This is a genomic window from Chryseobacterium oncorhynchi (assembly GCF_002899895.1).
In the GTDB taxonomy this organism is placed as follows: domain Bacteria; phylum Bacteroidota; class Bacteroidia; order Flavobacteriales; family Weeksellaceae; genus Chryseobacterium; species Chryseobacterium oncorhynchi.
On record NZ_PPEI02000004.1, the window covers coordinates 249,497 to 269,667 of the forward strand.

General features: G+C 35.6%; 20 protein-coding genes. 15 read left to right on the plus strand and 5 right to left on the minus strand.

Going from position 1 to position 20,171, the window contains the following annotated elements; translation table 11 throughout:
• Positions 1-237: 237 nt before the first annotated feature.
• Positions 238-1,056 (plus strand): T9SS type A sorting domain-containing protein, encoded by an 819-nt coding sequence (locus C1638_RS14720; protein WP_228428170.1) that lies wholly within the window; start codon positions 238-240, stop codon positions 1,054-1,056.
• Between the two features lie 63 nt (positions 1,057-1,119).
• On the opposite strand, the gene C1638_RS14725 is transcribed toward C1638_RS14720, so the two are convergent.
• Complete coding sequence (locus C1638_RS14725) at positions 1,120-3,204, minus strand: TonB-dependent receptor domain-containing protein (RefSeq protein ID WP_109622186.1); 2,085 nt, start codon at positions 3,202-3,204, stop codon at positions 1,120-1,122.
• Positions 3,205-3,369: 165 nt separating this feature from the next.
• Between C1638_RS14725 and C1638_RS14730 the strand changes: the two genes are divergently transcribed.
• Positions 3,370-4,122, plus strand: coding sequence for a DUF3575 domain-containing protein (locus C1638_RS14730; protein ID WP_109622189.1), 753 nt, complete (start codon positions 3,370-3,372; stop codon positions 4,120-4,122).
• Between the two features lie 110 nt (positions 4,123-4,232).
• On the plus strand, positions 4,233-5,525 hold the full coding sequence (locus C1638_RS14735) for an MFS transporter (protein ID WP_109622191.1): 1,293 nt from the start codon (positions 4,233-4,235) through the stop codon (positions 5,523-5,525).
• A 56-nt stretch (positions 5,526-5,581) separates the two neighbouring features.
• On the opposite strand, the gene C1638_RS14740 is transcribed toward C1638_RS14735, so the two are convergent.
• Entirely contained in the window at positions 5,582-5,797 is a 216-nt protein-coding gene (locus tag C1638_RS14740; protein WP_047494121.1) for a hypothetical protein, read from the minus strand.
• A gap of 227 nt (positions 5,798-6,024) precedes the next feature.
• On the opposite strand from C1638_RS14740, the gene C1638_RS14745 reads away from it, so the two are divergent.
• The 6 genes from C1638_RS14745 to C1638_RS14770 all read left to right on the plus strand — a co-directional run bounded on the left by C1638_RS14745 (position 6,025) and on the right by C1638_RS14770 (position 11,262).
• A complete protein-coding gene (locus tag C1638_RS14745; RefSeq protein ID WP_109622192.1) occupies positions 6,025-6,699 on the plus strand; it encodes a DUF4919 domain-containing protein in 675 nt (224 codons plus the stop codon).
• 202 nt (positions 6,700-6,901) lie between these two features.
• On the plus strand, positions 6,902-7,753 hold the full coding sequence (locus C1638_RS14750; RefSeq protein ID WP_109622194.1) for an alpha/beta fold hydrolase: 852 nt from the start codon (positions 6,902-6,904) through the stop codon (positions 7,751-7,753).
• A complete protein-coding gene (locus C1638_RS14755) occupies positions 7,753-8,223 on the plus strand; it encodes an RNA polymerase sigma factor (protein ID WP_109622196.1) in 471 nt (156 codons plus the stop codon). Before C1638_RS14750 ends, C1638_RS14755 begins: the two co-directional genes overlap by 1 nt.
• A complete protein-coding gene (locus C1638_RS14760) occupies positions 8,213-8,803 on the plus strand; it encodes a hypothetical protein (RefSeq protein ID WP_109622198.1) in 591 nt (196 codons plus the stop codon). The genes C1638_RS14755 and C1638_RS14760 overlap by 11 nt, the downstream gene beginning before the upstream one ends.
• Complete coding sequence (locus C1638_RS14765; RefSeq protein WP_109622200.1) at positions 8,800-9,417, plus strand: class I SAM-dependent methyltransferase; 618 nt, start codon at positions 8,800-8,802, stop codon at positions 9,415-9,417. The genes C1638_RS14760 and C1638_RS14765 overlap by 4 nt, the downstream gene beginning before the upstream one ends.
• 60 nt (positions 9,418-9,477) lie before the next feature.
• Complete coding sequence (locus C1638_RS14770) at positions 9,478-11,262, plus strand: M43 family zinc metalloprotease (protein ID WP_123838384.1); 1,785 nt, start codon at positions 9,478-9,480, stop codon at positions 11,260-11,262.
• A 97-nt stretch (positions 11,263-11,359) separates the two neighbouring features.
• Here the strand turns inward: C1638_RS14770 and C1638_RS14775 are convergent, their stop codons facing one another.
• From C1638_RS14775 to truA, 3 genes are all read right to left on the minus strand, one after another.
• A complete protein-coding gene (locus C1638_RS14775) occupies positions 11,360-13,117 on the minus strand; it encodes an ABC transporter ATP-binding protein (RefSeq protein WP_109622204.1) in 1,758 nt (585 codons plus the stop codon).
• 161 nt (positions 13,118-13,278) lie between these two features.
• The gene (locus C1638_RS14780; protein WP_109622206.1) at positions 13,279-13,626 is read right to left on the minus strand and encodes a hypothetical protein; all 348 of its coding nucleotides are present in this window, start codon (positions 13,624-13,626) and stop codon (positions 13,279-13,281) included.
• A gap of 35 nt (positions 13,627-13,661) precedes the next feature.
• Positions 13,662-14,414: a tRNA pseudouridine(38-40) synthase TruA gene (gene truA / locus C1638_RS14785; RefSeq protein WP_228428171.1), complete on the minus strand. Its 753-nt coding sequence runs from the start codon at positions 14,412-14,414 to the stop codon at positions 13,662-13,664.
• Between the two features lie 88 nt (positions 14,415-14,502).
• On the opposite strand from truA, the gene lpxK reads away from it, so the two are divergent.
• The 6 genes from lpxK to C1638_RS14815 all read left to right on the plus strand — a co-directional run bounded on the left by lpxK (position 14,503) and on the right by C1638_RS14815 (position 20,124).
• On the plus strand, positions 14,503-15,528 hold the full coding sequence (gene lpxK, locus C1638_RS14790) for a tetraacyldisaccharide 4'-kinase (protein WP_109622210.1): 1,026 nt from the start codon (positions 14,503-14,505) through the stop codon (positions 15,526-15,528).
• On the plus strand, positions 15,512-16,327 hold the full coding sequence (locus C1638_RS14795; protein WP_109622211.1) for a purine-nucleoside phosphorylase: 816 nt from the start codon (positions 15,512-15,514) through the stop codon (positions 16,325-16,327). The genes lpxK and C1638_RS14795 overlap by 17 nt, the downstream gene beginning before the upstream one ends.
• A gap of 132 nt (positions 16,328-16,459) precedes the next feature.
• Positions 16,460-16,975: a TlpA family protein disulfide reductase gene (locus C1638_RS14800; RefSeq protein WP_109622213.1), complete on the plus strand. Its 516-nt coding sequence runs from the start codon at positions 16,460-16,462 to the stop codon at positions 16,973-16,975.
• Positions 16,976-16,995: 20 nt separating this feature from the next.
• Positions 16,996-17,451 carry a GNAT family N-acetyltransferase gene (locus C1638_RS14805; RefSeq protein WP_109622214.1) on the plus strand — a complete coding sequence of 152 codons (456 nt, stop codon included), beginning with the start codon at positions 16,996-16,998 and terminating at the stop codon, positions 17,449-17,451.
• Positions 17,452-17,493: 42 nt separating this feature from the next.
• On the plus strand, positions 17,494-18,591 hold the full coding sequence (gene dinB / locus C1638_RS14810; protein WP_109622216.1) for a DNA polymerase IV: 1,098 nt from the start codon (positions 17,494-17,496) through the stop codon (positions 18,589-18,591).
• 45 nt (positions 18,592-18,636) lie between these two features.
• Positions 18,637-20,124 (plus strand): alpha-amylase, encoded by a 1,488-nt coding sequence (locus C1638_RS14815; RefSeq protein ID WP_109622218.1) that lies wholly within the window; start codon positions 18,637-18,639, stop codon positions 20,122-20,124.
• Positions 20,125-20,171 lie beyond the last annotated feature (47 nt).

Genomic DNA, 20,171 nt, shown 5'->3' on the forward strand with positions numbered 1-20,171 from the left:
AAATAAATTATACTAAAACATAATAACTGTTTTTAACTATATTTAATAAAAAATTGACATGAAAAATCTATACTCTTTTTACTGGGAACATCAGCTGTTCTTTCGGCACAGATTACACTTACTAAAGCCTCTCACGATCCTATCATCAGTAATGTAGTTAACAACAATCTTATAACGGGAACCGTAGATAACTCCGCCACAGGACCCAATGCTACATTTTCAAACAGTAGCCTTATCATGGGAACTCCTTCTCAAACCAGCTACCTAGCTCCTATTGCTTCTGAAATCACTACATTTCCGGGATCAAATATTAAAATGATAGATGGTGCAACAACAATATTTTATAAAGCATCATCCACGAAACTTGAAATTACAGGAATTGTAAATCCTCAAGCCACTTTGAATTTTACTCTGGATAACGGAACTTATATTACCTATCCTACAACTTATAATACTCCACAAAATGATACCGCTAAAGGAACATTTTCTTCATCTGTTGCCAACGGACTATTCAGTGGTACATTAAATACCGTAGCTGATGCTTATGGAACATTAATGGTAGGAGGACACACTTATAATAATGTTCTGAGAGTAAAATTTACGCAGAATTTTAATTTATATTCGCCAATAGATCTAACCTATTCCAACCCCATAGGAACTGTAACCAATACAGCGTATTCTTATTATGATGCAACCCACAGATACCCGCTATTAAGTTCTACCAATGGGAATATCACCGTTACAATATTAGGAATCAACCAATCTACTTCAAGCGCACAGGCATTGAGTGAGACGTTTCTGGCGGTAAACAATGTGATTAAAAAGCAAAACTTAATCGTATACCCTAATCCTGCACAGGATTTTATAGGGTTTAAAGGAAATACTGAAAATTATTCTACAGCAAAAATTTATAGTCTGGATGGTAAACTTATCAAGACATCAGATATAAAATCCGGAAATATTTCGGTTTCAGATCTTCCTCCGGCTTCCTATTTCATTGAAGTTAGTGGAAAAGATTCTGAAGCAAAGAAGAATACAAAATTCATTAAGAAGTAACAATAAAAAAATCCTCGTTCAAACGTAATGAACGAGGATTTTTCTATTATGGAATCTATTGATTTAAAAAGTAGCAGCCGGTGCTGTTTCATTATTTAGTTTTCTCTGAATTTCAGTTTTCTTTCCTTTTGAAAAATCATAGCTTATCCCCAATACAAACATTGATTTATTATTCATGATTTGAGTATGAACCTTATAATCTACCAAGCTTTCCGGTAAACTCTTCGTTTTATATTCGGATGGTGTTCCCATCCAGTACATTCCGGTGGAAAGCGTCCAGTTTTTATGCTTATAGCTTACGAAAATATTATTCTGATTCTCATTGGTATTGAGAAAAGCTCCACTAAGGTTATAGGTTGGAATATTGAATTGATACTGAAGAGAAAAAGCCTTATATTCTGAAGACAACACAAAATAATTCCCCAGATAATTATTCTTGATTAATGCTCCCTTACTTGTTCTTACCGTTTCAGAAGTGGGGACTAATACTGCTTTTATGACAAGCAGGCTACTTCCAAAAGGCTTATAAGATCCTGTAAGCTGTACTCCATATCTTTGCCCGTTTTTTCCATTCTCATAAGTCAATGCATAACCTCCCAATTCATTATCCTGAACATAATATTGGTTGATCACCCGATCTGTATAGCGATAAAATAAAGCAGCATTGAAATCAAAATATTTATTATTAAAAGAATAAGTCAGATTATTGGAAAAGACCTGTTGCGATTTTAGAAAAGGATTTCCTCTTTGTACAATATTAGGAGCCAATTGTACCACATTACTGCTCAACGCATTACTTACCGGACTTACCGGACTGTAGCTTCCCGTAAAACGAATGCTTTGATTATTTTTCAACTGATATCCTAAAACAACTTTGGGAGTAAAGCTCCATTCATCAAAAACATTTTCAGCACTCTTATTATGAATATTGGTAAGCCCTGCCCCCACACGGTAACTGAATTGATTTATCTTTCCTGAAAACTCAGTGTAAAAATATTGCTCCAGATAAGTAACACTATATTGAGAATACCCTGCCAGATTATTAAGATCATTAGAAATAGAAGATCTTGAAATACGATATCCTGATGATAATTTTCCACTTTTAAAATCATGAACATGGGCAAGCTCCCCTACGATACTCGTTTGCTTTGCTTTCAGCATCATATCATTATCATATACAGAAAGCCCAGAACTTATAATCCATTCTTTAGCTGTTTCTGAAGTATTAGTAGTGTAATGAGACCCCACTACATTAATGCTTAGCTCATCTTTCTCACCAATCTTTTTAGAATAATACAAGTCCAATTTTGGGATCACATAATCTGAACCATTATTTTTAAACATAGCATGCGATTCACTAAGATTATCTTCCGTGAAAACACTTTGCCCAACCCCTTTTGAAAATCTGCTGAAAATATCCATGTTTAATTTTGCCTGAAAAGCATAATCATCCGGAACAAGTCTGGTATACCGTAATGCTACATTCTGAAAAGTATAACCAAAATGATCTTTCCTGCTCTCATCCGAACGGTAATGATTTCCATTCAGCTGATAATCATAAATACTGTTTACGCGTCTGTCATTGTAATCTCTAAGGTTTAGGGAATATTCTAATCCGAAGTTATTTTTCCCTTTGGTATAATTGGCATACGCAGAACCATTAACAAATCCTGTATCTAAAGCAGAAAATACATCAGCCCCGAAAACATATCCTGTCTCTGTAGATCTTGTTAAAATATTGATCACTGTATCTGCCCTCGTCGCCCATCTTGCCGGCGGAATATCATAATACTCCACTTTCACCACTTCACTGGGTGCCACGCTGCGAACCTGTAGGTCGCTAGTCTCAACTCCATTGATTAAAAATAATGTAGTTCCTCCCTTAGTACTGGTAATTGTATTTGAAACAGGATCAAGCTGCAATTCAGGAAGGGTACGGAGTAAATCTTTCGCATAACGTGCTCTTTCCAAGGCTTCTTTATCAAAAGTATAAACCGCTTTATCCGCAAACTGTTTTTTCCTTTGTGACTTTAAAATAACCTCCTGAATTTCTTTTGTTGCTAAAGTATCAGTAGAGTCATTTTTCTTTTCCTGCGCAAATATGAATGTTCCACAAAGAAAGCATATGGTGTATATCGTTTTTTTCATGTCAGAAATAGAATTATACTTTTAGGACAATCAATTACTGGTGTATATTACATTTACTCTTTCTTACATTAAAAAAATTCAAATATTTTTTATTTAAATTCAAATTATTATGTTAAATTCATCTTGCTTTTAATGGTATTTTTTAACATCACAAAATATATTACTATGAAAAAATTAATCATGCTGATTCCAATCTTATTGTTTTCTACAGTGAGTGCACAGGAAATTGAAAACAATTCGGCAGAAAAGATGAATATCATTAAGACCAATGTTACCGCTTATGCGTTCCGAAATATTAATCTCACCTATGAAAGAGCTATCAATCAGTGGTTTTCGGTAAATGTAGGCTTTGGAACAATGCCTGAGGGAAAAGTGCCTTTCATCAATGCTTTTTTGAAAGATAATGATGAAAAAAGATTTCAAAACCTCAAAGTAAAAGCCACCAATTTTACGATAGAACCAAGATTTTACATTGGAAAAGGGTACGGAAAAGGATTTTATTTTGCACCTTATTACCGATATTCTGACGTTTCTTCCAACACTTTTGATTTTTATTACGACTACAATGGTCCTGGGAATGTTACCTATCAAATTCCTCTTAAAGGCCAGGGAAATACCAATGGAAACAGTGGAGGTCTGATGGTAGGGGTACAATTCTTTCTTACCAAGAGCCAAAATCTTGTACTGGATTTCTGGATTGCCGGCGCCCACTATGGAAGTGGAAAAGGTGATTTTACAATGACCAGCGACTACGTTTTGACTCCCGATATGCAGGCGCAGCTCAAAAAAGAAATAGAAGATCTGGACATTCCATTTGTAAAATATACCGTAGAAACCAATGCTAATGGTGCCAAAATAAAAGTGGACGGGCCATGGGCCGGTTTCAGAAGCGGGCTTTCCATAGGATATAGATTTTAAAAATTACAACCTTATAATATTAAACCATTCTTTTTCAGAATGGTTTATTTTTTTCCAGAATTTGTATTTTAGATGCCGTTATTACAGAACTTTTTAGGAAAATAATAAATATGAATTCATCCTCCATTACCACCAGCCAAAGAATTAAAGCCATTATAGGCGGATCCATAGGAAATCTTGTAGAATGGTATGATTGGTATGCCTATGCAGCCTTTGCCATTTATTTTTCTAACTCTTTTTTTCCGGATTCAGACCTCAACGCACAATTGATGAATACTGCAGGTATATTTGCGGTCGGTTTTCTTATGAGACCTATTGGCGGATGGATGTTTGGGAGTATTGCCGATAAAATTGGAAGAAAAAGAGCGATGACGCTTTCCGTATTGTTGATGTCTTTTGGCTCGTTGCTTATTGCCCTTACACCCACCTATAAATCAATAGGGATTTTGGCTCCGGCATTATTACTGCTTGCCAGATTACTTCAGGGATTGAGTGTAGGTGGTGAATATGGAGTTTCAGCCACTTACCTCAGTGAAATGGCAACACAAGACAGAAGAGGATTCTACTCTAGTTTTCAATATGTAACATTAATTGGCGGACAGCTTATTGCGTTGGGAATTCAGCTTATTTTACAAAAATTATTATTAACTGAAGCGCAGCTGGAAGATTGGGGATGGAGAATTCCTTTTGTGATTGGGGCAATGCTTTCTATTATTGCACTATATCTTCGGGCCAATCTCCATGAGACAGAAGCCTTTGAGAACAAGAAAAAAGTCAGTGATGATAAAAAAGGAACGGTAAAAGAACTTCTAAAGCACCCTAGAGCTTTACTTACTGTTGTAGGATTAACCTTGGGAGGTACTCTTGCCTTTTACACCTACACCACTTATATGCAGAAGTTTTTGGTGAATACCGTTCATCTTACCAAGGAAGAATCTACGTTAATTTCATTTATATCTTTATTTATATTCGCTTGTCTTCAGCCTGTTTTTGGAGGATTATCTGATAGAATCGGAAGACGCCCGCTTCTTTTAGGCTTTGGTATTCTGGGAACTTTATGCACAGTTCCGCTTTTGACTGCTTTAAGTACTACAACCTCAATGTGGAGTGCATTTTTCCTCATTATGGCTGCATTAATTATTGTAAGCGGCTATACTTCCATCAATGCTGTGGTAAAGGCAGAACTTTTCCCATCCGAGATCCGCGCTTTGGGGGTAGGACTTCCTTACGCTGTTACAGTAGCTGTGTTTGGAGGAACTGCAGAATATATTGCGCTCTGGTTTAAAAAAATTGGCTCTGAAGAATATTTCTATTGGTACATTACAGGTTGTATCTTATTTTCTCTTGTGGTATATATGGGAATGAAAGACACAAAAAAAACCTCAACACTAGATAAAGATTAAGCCACTGGCTATATAAAAAACGAGCGCCGCAGAAAATCTGCGGCGCTCGTTATATTTTAATGATAAGCTTGTTTAAATTTTTCTATCATACTGTCCAGATTATGACGTTGGACATACACACTTTTTACCTCTTCATACCTTGGAGATTTGTAAAAAACCTCATGGAAATCCATACTTCCATTTCCTACTTTTACAACTTTCTGTACTTCGATATTCAACTTCTTCAATTCGTCTTTAAAGACTTTAAATTCATCTTGGATGCTACTACTCATTTATATTTTGGGATTTAATTAAAAAACTACTATTCACATTGGGCACCCTCCCAACACTAGGGGGTAGTGTCTCAAATTCCGAATAAAGTTAGTAAATTTATTAACACAAAGTAACACTTTGACAATATTTTATTATTTTTTTTACAAATAGTCAGTCAATATTATTTGATTAATACATATTCCGTATTTTTAACCTGTCGAAAAATTGTAACAACGTTATACAAACCATGAATATTAAAGCATTTTTCTCTTTATTCTTTTTAATTCTGCTTACTTTCTTTCATGCCCAAAAAATAGAATTTAAGGCACCTGATTATTTATTGATCCAAAAAAATATTGAGGATAAAAATTCAGAATACTATTATCCGAAACTTTTAAAAAGATTACAACAGAACGATAGCCATCTTACAAGCAATCAATACCGCCATCTTTATTTTGGTTATACTTTCCAAAAAGGATATCAGCCGTATAAAATTGGCAAGAAAGCTGAAGAGGTTGCCAAATACTATCGTGGGGAAAGTATTTCGCAAAAAGACCTATCTAAAGGAATCCAGCTGTTTCTTGATACTTTGGAGGAAAATCCACTGGATCTGCGAGCCATGAATTATCTTGCTTATTTATATCATTTAAATAATGATGATGCCACAGCAGAGAAAATTGCCGGAAATTTCCATGGATTATTAAACGCTATTCTTACTTCCGGTGATGGTATGAAATGTGAGACAGGTTTTCATGTCATTTCCGTTACAGATGAGTATGTACTCTTAAACAGGTTTCAAATGGAGACCAAAGCACAAAGCCACACCGGAAAATGTGATTATCAGGAATTTGAAAAAGACAAATATAAAATCCTGGGATTCTATTTTGACATCAGTAGATTCTATGGAAGAATATTAGATTAATAATCTTCGTTTTTTATATCATTTTATCCCTTAAAATAAAAATTATCAATTTTTACAAAAATAAATATCATGTGATTTTGCCCTAACAATAAGGGTTTCTAAGAAGTAAAAATATTTTTTATCAAAAAAGAATAAACCTTAGTGTAACATTTTTTAAAGATTCGTCTCTAAAAGACAAATAAACATTAAAACCTTAGAAATCATGAAAAAATTCACGTTCCTTCTTATTATCATGTTATTTTTTGCTGCTGTATGCAATATTTTTGGCCAGGAAAAAACATATCCGTTTGAAGTAAAGAAAACCGGAAAAGGAAAACAGTCTTTACTATTTATTCCGGGATTTGCCTCTTCAGGAGAGGTATGGAATGAAACGACGGCTAAGTTTGAGAAAGACTTCACTTGTTATACTTTAACGATGGCCGGATTTGCAGGAGCAAAACCTGAGGCGGACCCTACCTTTAAAGACTGGGAAAAAGGAATTGCAGCTTATATAAAAGATCATAAAATTCAAAAGCCTGTTATTATTGGACACAGTATGGGTGGTGGCCTTGCTTTGGCCATTGCAGCAGATTATCCGGAACTTGTGGGTAAGATTGTTATTGTAGATACTTTACCTTGCCTGGCCGCTATTTCTAACCCTGCTTTTACTTCCAAGGAAAATAATGACTGCTCGGCAATGATTAGTACTTTTACAGCAATGCCGGATGAGCAATTCAAAAAAATGCAGAATCAGTCTATTCCGCGTCTTCTGGCAGATACTTCTATGCAAGACACTGTGATTGGCTGGAGCATGAAGTCTGACAGAAAAACGTTTGCGAAAATGTTCTGTGATTTCTCTAATACAGACCTTAGAGAAACAATAAAAAATATTCAATGCCCCTCCCTTATTCTCCTTGAATCCTATTTTGTTTCTTTAAAACCTTCTATTGAAGCTCAGTATAAAAATCTTAAAAATGCTAATTTTCAATATTCAACAAAGGGATTACACTTCATTATGTATGATGACAAAGAGTGGTATTTTAACCAGTTAAATAATTTCTTATCCACAAAATAATGGTATTTGAGGATATATACGAACTCTACTGGCAGAAAATATTCCGTTTGTGCATGGGATATGTAAATGATACTGAATTAGCTCAGGATCTGGCCCAGGAAACCTTTATCATTGTATGGCAACAACTTCCGAAATTCAGAAATGAATCCAGTGTTGGAACATGGATCTTCAGGATTGCTTCCAACAACTGCCTCCGACAAATTGAAAAGGAAAAAAGATTTGCTAAAACAGATCTCCCCATCAATCTGGAAGAGAAAAAACAGGAGTCAATGGAACCCCAGATACAAATGCTTTATCAGTTTATTTCTGAACTGCAGGAAACAGACAGAATTATCATCTCTCTGGAACTGGAAGAAGTAAAACAAGCCGAAATAGCAAATATTGTAGGACTTTCGGAATCCAACATACGGGTAAAGATTCACAGGATAAAAGAAAAACTAACGCAAAAGTTTAAAGAAAATGGATACTAATATAGATTTCAAAAATATATGGAAGAAACAAACTTCCAATAAGCCCAATATTGAAGAACTTCTGGGTAAGCTGAAAAAATTCAAGAATGAAAACCTGCGTAAACTTATCCTAACCAATCTTTTACTGATTGCAACATCTTTAGGCATAGCTTTCATATGGTATCATTATCAACCTCAACTGGCTACAACCAAAGTTGGAATTGTACTTGTTATTCTTGCAATGGTTATTTTCTTATTGGCCTATAATAAACTATTCATGCTCTTTTATAAGATTGACGATACCCAATCCAATAGCGATTATCTTCAAACCCTTTATCTGGTGAAGAATAAACAGAAGTTTATGCAAACCACCATGCTCAATTTATATTTCATCATGCTGTTTCTGGGAATCTGTTTATATATGTACGAATATGCCTCAAGAATGACACTTATGTACGGAATACTGGCTTATGGATTAACATTTAGCTGGATAGGAATCAATTGGTTTTATGTGAGACCAAAAACAATAAAAAAGCAACAGTCGAAAATTGATGGATTAATTAATAAATTTGAAGAAATCAATAATCAGTTAAAAGAATGATAAGCTCTTCCGAAAATAAAAACCATTGGGAAAATGTATATGAAACCAAGAATCCGGATCAGGTAAGCTGGACTCAGGAAAAACCTAATACTTCTCTTGAACTTATCCGTTCTTTTGGATTGGGTAAAGAGGCAAAAATCATAGATATTGGTGGTGGAGATAGCAATTTGGTTGATTATCTGATTGAAGAGGGCTATGAAAACATCACTGTATTGGATATTTCTGCCAAAGCGTTGGAAAAAGCAAAGGAAAGACTGGGAAGTTCAGCCAGTAAAATCAAATGGATTGCTACAGATATCACAGCATTTGAGCCTATAGAAACCTATGATATCTGGCATGACAGGGCTGCTTTTCATTTTCTTACGACTTCTGAACAGGTTTCAAAATATATAAGTATTGCAGAAAAAAATATAACGGGTTTTATGATTTTAGGAACGTTTTCTAAAAAAGGACCTACAAAGTGCAGCGGACTGGATATTCAACAATACGACGAAATATCATTGTCTGAAAAATTTGAAACTGGATTTGAAAAAATAAACTGCATCACTGAAGATCACATCACCCCTTTCGGAACTACTCAAAATTTTGTTTTTTGCAGCTTTAAGAAGCATTAGTTGTTTTATAGAATTTTTGAATTATCTTTAATAAACAAAAAAACATTCAATATAAAAACTATGAAAAAATTATTATTTCTTTGCATTGCTGGCGCTTTGTCATCAAATTTTTATTCACAGAAGGTAGAATTTGAGGTATGCGGAACTGATGAATTAATGAAAAAACATTATGCCAGGTTCCCGGAACAAAAAGTTCAGGACGATGCTTTTAATCTGGAATTATCCCGAATGATCAAAAGTGGAAAGCTTGCCTCAAGACTCAATCAAAATCAGGTATATGAAATTCCGATTGTGGTACATGTTGTAGGTGATGGAAGTGCTATAGGAACCGTTAATAATAGATCTGATGCGGATATTATTGCATGGGTTAATTACACCAACGGGGTCTTTGCAGGAAGTGCTTCTAGTGGAATGTCTTCTACAAGCTCAATTTTACCCGTAAAATTTGTTTTTGCCAAAATAAATCCCAGCTGTAATGCTACCAATGGAATCAACAGGATCAATGCTTCTCATCTTCCAAAATATGTAAGCGGCGGGGTAAATGATGATAACACGACTAATGCTGTGCCCGCAACAGATATTACATCCTTAGGATTATGGGACACCAGCAAATACTACAATATTTATGTTGTCAAAAAGCTAACCTCTAATGTGGGTGCTCTGAACGGCTATGCCTACTATCCGGGAGGAAGCAATGATTATTCTTTTATGTCTACCAGTGCTTCAACGGTAAATGCCCAAACCCTAGCCCATGAATTTGGCCATGCTTTAGGACTCAGACATACTCATGAAGGATATAATACCACCTCAGGTGCCTGCCCTGTAAACAATGATTGCACAATGGATGGAGATCTTGTTTGTGATACCGAGCCTATGAAAAGCCTTTATCACTCTTCTGTTCCTCAAAACTGCCAAGCAGGGCAAATCAATCCGTGTACCAGCCAGACCTATGCAGGTGGAGAAAAAAATGTGATGGCTTACACCTACTGTTTCAGAGATTTATTCACGCAGGGGCAAGCAGACAGAGCAACAGCACAGCTTCTTCAGTACAGACAATCTTTGATTAACTCTCCTGTAGCTTCAGCAACAGCAATTAATAATAATGTATCTCTTACAAATGCTTGTACACCAACATCCATCACCAATCCGGGAGGGTTTAACATTGGTATTACCACTGTAAAATTTGGCAGCATCAATAACTCTTCTAATAATTATAAACAAGCTTCCAATAATTTTTACGAAAATTTTACCAGCAATTACTGTTTTGGTTATTCAAAAACTACGATTCCCCAAAACACAGCAACTACCATTACTGTAGCACCGGGAACAAGCAATTCGCATATTATAAAAGCCTACATTGATTATAATAATGATGGCCAGTTTAATGAATCTACAGAATTGATACTTAATCAAAGTGGGATAAGTAATGGGGCATTGGCAACGGCCTCTGTCACTCCTCCACCAGGAGCAGTAATCAATACTCCTTTAAGAATGAGAGTAATCGGAGATTATAACGGAACAGCTATCACTGCCTGCTACACTCCAAAGTATGGACAGGTAGAAGATTATTCTGTAACTATTGAACCTCAGGCTTCATTATCGGTACAAAGTGGTTTACAAAAAGAGAATTCATTCATTACTAAAGATGAAAGTTCAGTATATGTAAAAAGTGATTCTAAAATCTCCACATTGCATATCTACGATGCCTCAGGAAGACTACTTATTCATAAAACAGATATCAATACCTCAGAATTGAGAGTACCGATTGATCATAAAAATACCATCTTAACGGTTGCTATTGTTTTAAAAGACGGAAAAACAATTACCCAAAAATTAAAATTCTAACAACTTCACGCATAAAAAAAGAGAGCAAAATGCTCTCTTTTTTTTATCCATTTAATCCAAGCCTTATCTTTACTACTTGGAATACTATCTTATTGTGTTATGATTCTTTCTCCACCTCTACTTCCACCTCATGGCGCAGTTGAGCTTTATAAAGTGTAGAATAATAACCATTCTTATCTAAAAGATCTAAGTGCTTCCCTTCTTCTACAATTTTTCCATGTTCCATTACGATAATCTTATCTGCTTTTTCAATGGTGGAAAGTCTGTGGGCAATAATAATTGATGTTCTGTTCTTCGTGATTTTTTCCGTAGCTCTTTGAATCAGTTTCTCACTTTCATGATCAATAGAAGACGTTGCTTCATCCAGAATTAAAATCTTCGGATCAGATAAATAAGCTCTAAGGAAAGATAATAATTGTCTTTGACCTAAAGAGATTGATGAACCTCTTTCGCTTACCACATAATCATAACCACCAGGAAGCTGTTCTATAAACTGATCTACTTCAATTTCTTTAGCACCGGCCTTTATTTTATCCAAAGTGATACTGTCATCCCCAAAGGAAAGGTTTTCGAAAATACTACCGTGGAAAAGGAAAACATCCTGCAATACCACGCCGATATGACTTCTAAGATTGTATAATTCATAATCTTTTAAGTTCACATCATCGATGAGTATATTTCCGGAATTAATATCATAAAGCCTCGTAATCAAGCTGATAATAGTAGATTTTCCTGCACCAGTTGCCCCAACAATTGCTACCGTTTCTCCAGGATTTACTTTAAAATCAATCCCTTTTAGTACTTCCTGCTTATCATCATAAGCAAAATGTACTTTCTGGAATTCTATTTTACCGGCAAAGTGATCTTTTTTCACAGTTCCTGTATTCGGCATCGAAATTTCTTCATCCATTAATCCCAATACTCTTTCTGCTCCTACAATACCTCTCTGGATATTATTGAAACGGTCTGCAATCTGTCTTAAAGGACGGATTAGCATTGAAATATACTGAATAAATGCAATCACTACCCCCGCACTTATCGTGATATATCCTCCATAAAAAAGAATAAATCCGATGAACAGGGACGAAATAAGTTCTACTACCGGAAAGAATAATGAGAAAATGAAAACGGTTCTCAACAAGGCATCTTTCAGCGTAATGTTAATTTCATCAAATCTCTTGAATTCCGATTCTTGTCTGTTGAAAACCTGAATAATAGACATTCCGGCCAGCCTCTCCTGTACAAATGAGTTTTGTGTAGCCGTCCAGTTTCTCTCATCTCCAAATGCTTTTTTCAACCTCTTCTGGAAAAACCTTGTGATAATCACCATTAAAGGTAAAATTGCCAATGTAATATAACTCAGATGAACATTGGTACTGAACATCATCACCAATACAAATACAATCCTAAGGATATCCCCAAAAACCATCAGGAAACCGTCAGTATAAACCGTTGCAATGGTCTCCACATCACCTACAGCGCGGGTAACCAATTGTCCGATAGGAGTTTTGTCGAAGAAAGATGTTTTGAAATAAATCAATTTAGAATATAATCTCTCCCTGATATCCCTGATTACATTTTGTGAGATAAAGTTTGAAAAATAAACTAAAAAAAAGTTTAAAACGGTTTCTGCAAATACCAATCCCACCAAGATATAGATATGCTTCATCATCAAAGCCTTGTCTTGCAGCTTTGTGATGTCATTATCCACCACTTCCATGGTAAGGTATGGTCTGTAAGTAGAAACAATTGAAAGTATTACGGAGATTATTAAAGTAAGGATGAACCAAGAACGAAATTTCATTCCGATAAAGAACAGCCTTTTTACAATTCCCCAGGTATCTTGTTTTTTCATTGTACGAATCGAAGAAAAGAATTAAAATTCTATGCAAAAATAAGACTTTCTACATTGCCAGCCTTTAGAACTTTTGCAAATCGTTATAGAAAATTTCAGATACCTATCATTTACAGAATGAATATCTTCTGTCAACTGGTGCTTCTTTCTTATGTATAGATCTATTGACGCTCTGAAATTTCACCTATCTTTTCTATTTCAATAGATGGTTTTTGAATATTCTCTTTTTTAAATTTTTTCTCAAGAAACTGGTAAATTCCCCAGACTAAAGCGATAGAAATGAGCCAACCGACAATATTAACCGCAGAAAACCCTGTATAGTTTACATCATTCAAAGATTCCGGATTGGTTATAGTCAGATACATCCCGACACTAAATGCTAAAAAAATTTGAGATCCAAGATAAATTCCTATTGCCAAAAGGCCAAACTGCCACTTTGTTTTTCCAAACCTTTCTGCCAGCTGGGCATAGTATCGGTAGGCACCGATAAGGATAAAAATTGATAACATGATTATTATTTTGTTTTTTAGTTTTTTAGTTTTTTTTAAAATTCGTAGCCTACATCTACTAAATACAGTCCATGGGCCGGTGCCGAAGTTCCTGCTGCATTACGGTTTTTGTCTTCAATTACCCTACGTAGATCCTCAGGCTTCAGTTTTCCGGTACCAATTTCTACCATGGTACCTACAATAGCACGAACCATATTTCTCAGAAAACGATTGGCAGAAATGGTAAACTTAAGTTCTGTTCCCTCCTGCTCCCAATGTGCCTTATACATTTTGCAGATATTCGTCTTGTTGTCAGTTTTTAATTTTGCAAAGCTTGTAAAATCTTCATACTCGAATAAAATTTTGCAGGCTTCATTCATTTTGTCTATATCCAATGATCTTTTCCAGTGCTGCCATGCAGATTCCTGGGTAAATGGATTTTTCGATAATGAAATATAATACTCGTATGTTCTATACGTTGCATCAAAGCGGGCGTGAAAGTCATCTCTCACCTTAAAAATCCTGTGAATGGAAATATCAGGAGGAAGAAAACCGTTTAGTCTGCGAGGAAATTCATCACTCAACTCATGTTCCGTATCAAAGTGAGCAAATATTTTTTTGGCATGAACCCCTGTATCCGTTCTTCCGGCTCCTGTAGTTTTAATCTCTTCCCTTAAAATTGTGGAAAGTGCTTTTTCTAGTTCTTCCTGTACAGAAATGGCGTCCGGCTGTATCTGATAGCCGAAATAATTCTTTCCGTTGTAAGAAAATTCAATAAAGTATCTCAATGTATTATAATAACTCCACAAAAATACTTTAATTTAACGAAATATTTGTTGAAAAGTCTTTGAGAATATTATACTAAATCCCTATGAAAATTCCTATTTTTGCAATCGTATGAAAAGATGGTACCTTTATCCTTTTTCCCTTGGTTATCATTTGGTAACGGGTATCCGAAACACAATGTACGATTGGGGAATTTTTAAGTCGACAAAATTCAAGACACCGATAATCAATGTCGGGAACCTCTCTGTGGGCGGAAGCGGTAAGTCACCAATGGTGATGTATCTTGCCCAATATTTATCCAAACACTACAGAACCGGAGTTCTTTCAAGGGGCTACGGAAGGCTGAGTAAAGGGTACGAGGTTACCAACTATGACAGTAATTATAAAGTAGTGGGCGATGAAGCTATGCAGCTTTTTGAACGTTTCAAAAACCGTTTTGTTATTGCCGTATCCGAAGAACGTGTTCCTGGTGCCAAAAAGGTAATTGACGATATGGATCTGGAGGTATTGGTATTGGATGATGCCTTACAGCACAGAGCTATTAAGGCAGGTTTCAATATTTTGATGACAGACTTTAATGATCCTTTCTTCAAGGATTACCTGCTTCCTGCCGGAGACCTTAGAGAATCCAGAGCGGGAGCAAACAGAGCAAATATTATCATGGTCAGCAAGTGTCCCGATGAACTTACAGAGGAAACCAAAAGGTATTATATTTCAAGGATAAGACCGTCTTATAATCAAAAAGTATTCTTTTCATCCATTGGTTATGACGAAAATGTTTACGGAAAAGATAAAATGCTTCCGGACAATAACCTGAATTATTATGATATCCTACTGATTACAGGAATTGCCAATCCTAAACCTCTTTTAGAACATTTAGCTAAGTTTTCAAAAAGGGTTAAACATTTAAAGTTTAGGGATCATCACAATTTCACGGATGATGATATAAAAAAAATTCTTGCAGAGTATAAAAAATTAGGTGAATATAAACTGATATTAACCACAGAGAAAGATTATGTCCGTCTGAAAACTTTTGACTATCTTAGAGATATTGTTTACTACTGGCCTATCAATGTCATTATTGATAAAAAGGAGGAATTCAATCAAATCATCTTAGATTATGTTAGAAAAAATTAATGAGACAGCTGATTTTATCAAGAATATCATTCAGGAAACGCCTGATTATGCTGTTATTTTAGGATCCGGACTTGGAAAATTACAAAATGAAGTAGAACCGATCCATGTTTTAGAGTACAAAGACATCCCCAACTTTCCACAAACTACAGTTGCCGGCCATACCGGTAAGCTTATCTACGGAATACTGGAAGGGAAAAAAGTACTGATGATGAGTGGCCGTTTTCACTATTATGAAGGTCATTCTATGGAAACGGTAACCTTTCCTGTAAGGGTTTTTCATCTATTAGGAATTCAAAATCTAATTCTGTCCAATGCCTGTGGAGGAGTAAATCCTGATTATAGCATTGCAGATGTTGTTATACTAAAGGATCACATCAATATGATGCCCGAGCACCCACTGCGAGGGAAAAACATAGACGAACTCGGACCACGATTTGTGGATATGAGTGAACCCTACAACAAAAAAATGATTGCTGTAGCCGAAAAGGCCGCCTTAGAAAATAACATTAAAATCCATCAGGGAATCTACGTTGCATTACAAGGTCCAACCTTTGAAACTCCGGCTGAATATGGAATGATCAAAGCCATTGGAGGTGATATGGTGGGAATGAGCACCGTTCCTGAAGTTATTGTTGCCAAGCACATGGGAATGGATGTATTTTGTATGTCTGTTATTACCGATCTTGGCGGACCGGATATCGCGTTTGCCGTTTCTCACGAAGAAGTTTTAAATGCTGCAAACAAAGCTATGCCTAATGTCATTACGGTAGTGAAAGGATTAATCAAGAACTATCAATAGAATTACTCTTTTTTAAGCACTCATTTATCTATCCATAGAAATTTTCAATTTTATAAATTTTTCCTAATTCATGAAAAATCAATCTCAGATTGCAATTCATTGTTTAGATTTGTATAAATGAAATTGTAAGAAATGAGAAAGTTGTTATTAATTTTTATGATAGGAATATTTGGATTAAGCTATGCACAGAAGATTCCTACTGTTCTTAAAACCGGATTTTCCAAGGAAGCTTTAAAGCAGAAACTGGAAGACGAAGACGGAAAAGCAATTACCATCCAACAGATTTTGAATCAACATAAAGGAAAAGTTTTGGTGATTGATTTCTGGGCAGGATGGTGTAGAGATTGTTTACAAGCTCTTCCAAAAGCCGAAATATTAGAAAAAAATAATCCAAATATTGATTTTGTGTTCCTATCACTGGAAAGATCAAAAGAGGGGTTTGATAAAAGCCTTGTAAGATTCAATATGAAAGATAAGGATAACTACTGGTTTGCATCTGGATGGAAAAATGATTTCAACAATTATATTGACCTGAACTGGATTCCAAGATACATGATTATTGATCAGAAATCATCTATTGCAAAATATTATGCTATCTCTCCGGAAGATCCTGAAATTCAACAAACCATAGACAACCTTTTAAAATAATTCCACCTATTTTTCACACCATGATTACAAGAGAAGCTACGAAAGAGGATTTAAAGATTCTTTTAGAATTTGAGCAGGGAATCGTTTCTGCCGAAAGACCTTTTAACAGTACATTTATTGACGGAGAAATTCATTATTATGATCTGAATGAATTCATTCAATCACCAGATGCAACATTAATTGTTGTGGAAGACAATAATGAAATTGTAGCATCGGGTTATGCCCTGATTAAGAAGTCTGATAAAGACTACAACAATTTTAAAAGCTATGCTTATCTGGGGTTTATGTATGTAAAACCCGAATACAGAGGAAAAGGAATCAATAAACTGATTACCGATGAATTGGTAAACTGGGCAAAATCCAGAAATATCTCAGAAATAAGGCTTGATGTTTATGCTCAAAACGATTCTGCAATAAAAGCTTATGAAAAAGCAGGGTTTGAACCCCTACTCCTTACAATGAGATTGAAATCTTAACGAATAATTTACCGTAAATAAAGGAATCCATATCTTTGTGATATGGATTTTTCTTTGCCGCTTCGTAAAATTATTCACGTAGATATGGATGCATTCTATGCTTCCGTGGAGCAGCATGACAACCCGATACTGAAAGGGAAACCCATTGCAGTGGGGGGCCAGCACCGAGGTGTAGTGGCAGCAGCAAGCTATGAAGCCAGAAAGTATGGTGTTCGCTCTGCGATGCCCAGCAAAACAGCAAAGGAAAGATGCCCTGACCTTATCTTTGTACCACCCCGCTTTGCCCGCTATAAAGAAATTTCAAAAAAGATCCGTGAAATATTCCATGAATATACTGATCTGGTAGAACCGTTGTCTCTGGATGAAGCCTATCTGGACGTTACCGAAAATAAAAAGGGAATGGAATCTGCCAACCTCATCGCCAGAGAAATTCGTCAGAAAATATTTGAAGAAACGGGCTTAACTGCTTCTGCAGGGATTTCTGTAAATAAATTTCTGGCAAAAGTAGCTTCGGATATCAATAAACCCAACGGCCAAAAAACCATTCATCCTGATAAGATAGAAAGTTTTCTGGAGGAATTACCCGTTGAAAAATTTTATGGTGTAGGAAAGGTTACGGCTAACAAGATGTTTAGTTTAGGAATCTATAAAGGAAAAGATTTAAAGAAAAGATCGTTGGAAGATTTGGTAAGGCTCTTCGGGAAATCCGGTAAGCATTATTACTACGTGGTACGTGGTATCCATACTTCGGAGGTAAAACCTCATCGGATCCAGAAAAGTGTAGCCGTGGAAAGAACTTTCTTTGAAGATCTTTTCGATGAACAACAGATCAATGAAAAATTGGAAAGCCTTAGTCAGGAGCTTCACCAAAGATTACAGAAAAATAATATTCTGGGAAGAACTTTAACTCTAAAAATCAAGTATAAGGATTTTTCTCTTTTTACAAGAAGTATAACCCGAGAAGATTATTTTACATCTCCTGAACAGTTTTTTAACACCGGAAAAAAATTATGGGAGCTTCGTCCCTATGATAAAGCCGTCCGTCTGCTAGGATTGTCTCTCTCTCACCTTAATACTGAGGAAAAAAAACAAATTTCAGTTCAACTAAAAATCCCGTTTGAAGAATTCGAAAATCAGTAGGTCATATTTTTTCGCTACCTTGTAAAAACCAAATCAGCAAAAGTTATGAACCCAACAATGATTCAGTTTTTCCACTGGTATTCTGATGGCGATGGAAAGTTGTGGAAAGATGCTCAAAAACAAGCTCAATATTTAGCAAAATTGGGAATCACCTCTGTCTGGTTTCCTCCAGCCTACAAAGGGACGAATGGAGGTTATTCTGTAGGATATGATGCCTATGATCTTTATGACCTGGGAGAATTTGATCAAAAAGGAACGACTGCAACCAGATACGGAACCAAGGATGAATATTTAAAAGCAATTAAAGCTTTAAAAAAACAAAATATAGAAGTCATTGTAGACATTGTTCTGGGCCATAAAGCCGGAGGTGATGAACTGGAAAAATTCAAGGTGGTAAAAGTAGATGAAAACAACAGAGATAAAGTTATTTCTGATGTTCTTGAAATAGAATCCTATACTAAATTTACATTTCCGGGAAGAGGAAAAAAATATTCTGATTTTGAATGGAATTTCACCTGTTTCAGTGGTGTTGACTACGCAGAGGGTATGGATTCTCACATTTATAAAATACAATCCGAATATGGAGACGACTGGGAAGAAATGATCCATGATGAGAAAGGAAATTACGATTATCTGATGTATAATGACATTGAACATCGAAATCCTTTTGTACGGGAAGAACTTAATGAATGGGCAAAGTGGTATTTTGATCAGACAAATTTTGATGGAGTACGGCTTGATGCTTTAAAACATATTTCTCATGATTTTTATAAGGAATGGATTACCCTACTCCGTTCCAATTCAGATAAAAACATTTTTGCTGTAGGAGAATATTGGGCACCGGGATATCTTCATCTTCTCCAAAAATATATTGAAGTAACCGAAGGCTGCATGAGTCTTTTTGATAGTTCATTACAAAACAATTTTCATAATGCCTCAAAAGAGGGAGAGTCTTATGATCTCAGAAGAATTCTTGATGAAACGCTTACACAGGCAGATCCTTTACACGCCGTAAGTATTGTTGCCAACCATGATACTCAACCTCTTCAAGATCTGGAGGCCCCTGTTGAATCTTGGTTTAAACCTATCGCTTATGCATTGATTTTATTAAGAGAGGACGGTTATCCGTGTGTATTTTATCCTGACTTGTATGGTGCTCATTATGTTGATAAAGATAAAGCAGGAAACGATCAGGAAATATTTATGCCAAAAGTAGATGGGATTGAAGAGCTTCTTAAAGCCAGAAAAGATTATGCGTATGGAGAGCAACGAGATTATTTTGAAGATGCTAACTGCCTCGGATGGGTACGTGAAGGAGATGATCAGCATACGGGATGTGCTGTTGTACTCAGTAATAAAGATAGCTACAACAAGCCCATGGAAATGGGAAAACGTTATGTGGGTAAAAAGTTTAGAGATCTATTAAATCGATTCAAGGATAAAGTCACCATTGATGAAAATGGTTGGGGAGATTTCCCTGTACCCGCAGGAAATGTAAGTGTATGGGTTTCCGAAGAAGACAATCGTAAATAAAATATAAAAGCGCACATCAGTGATGTACGCTTTATTTTATTATAATA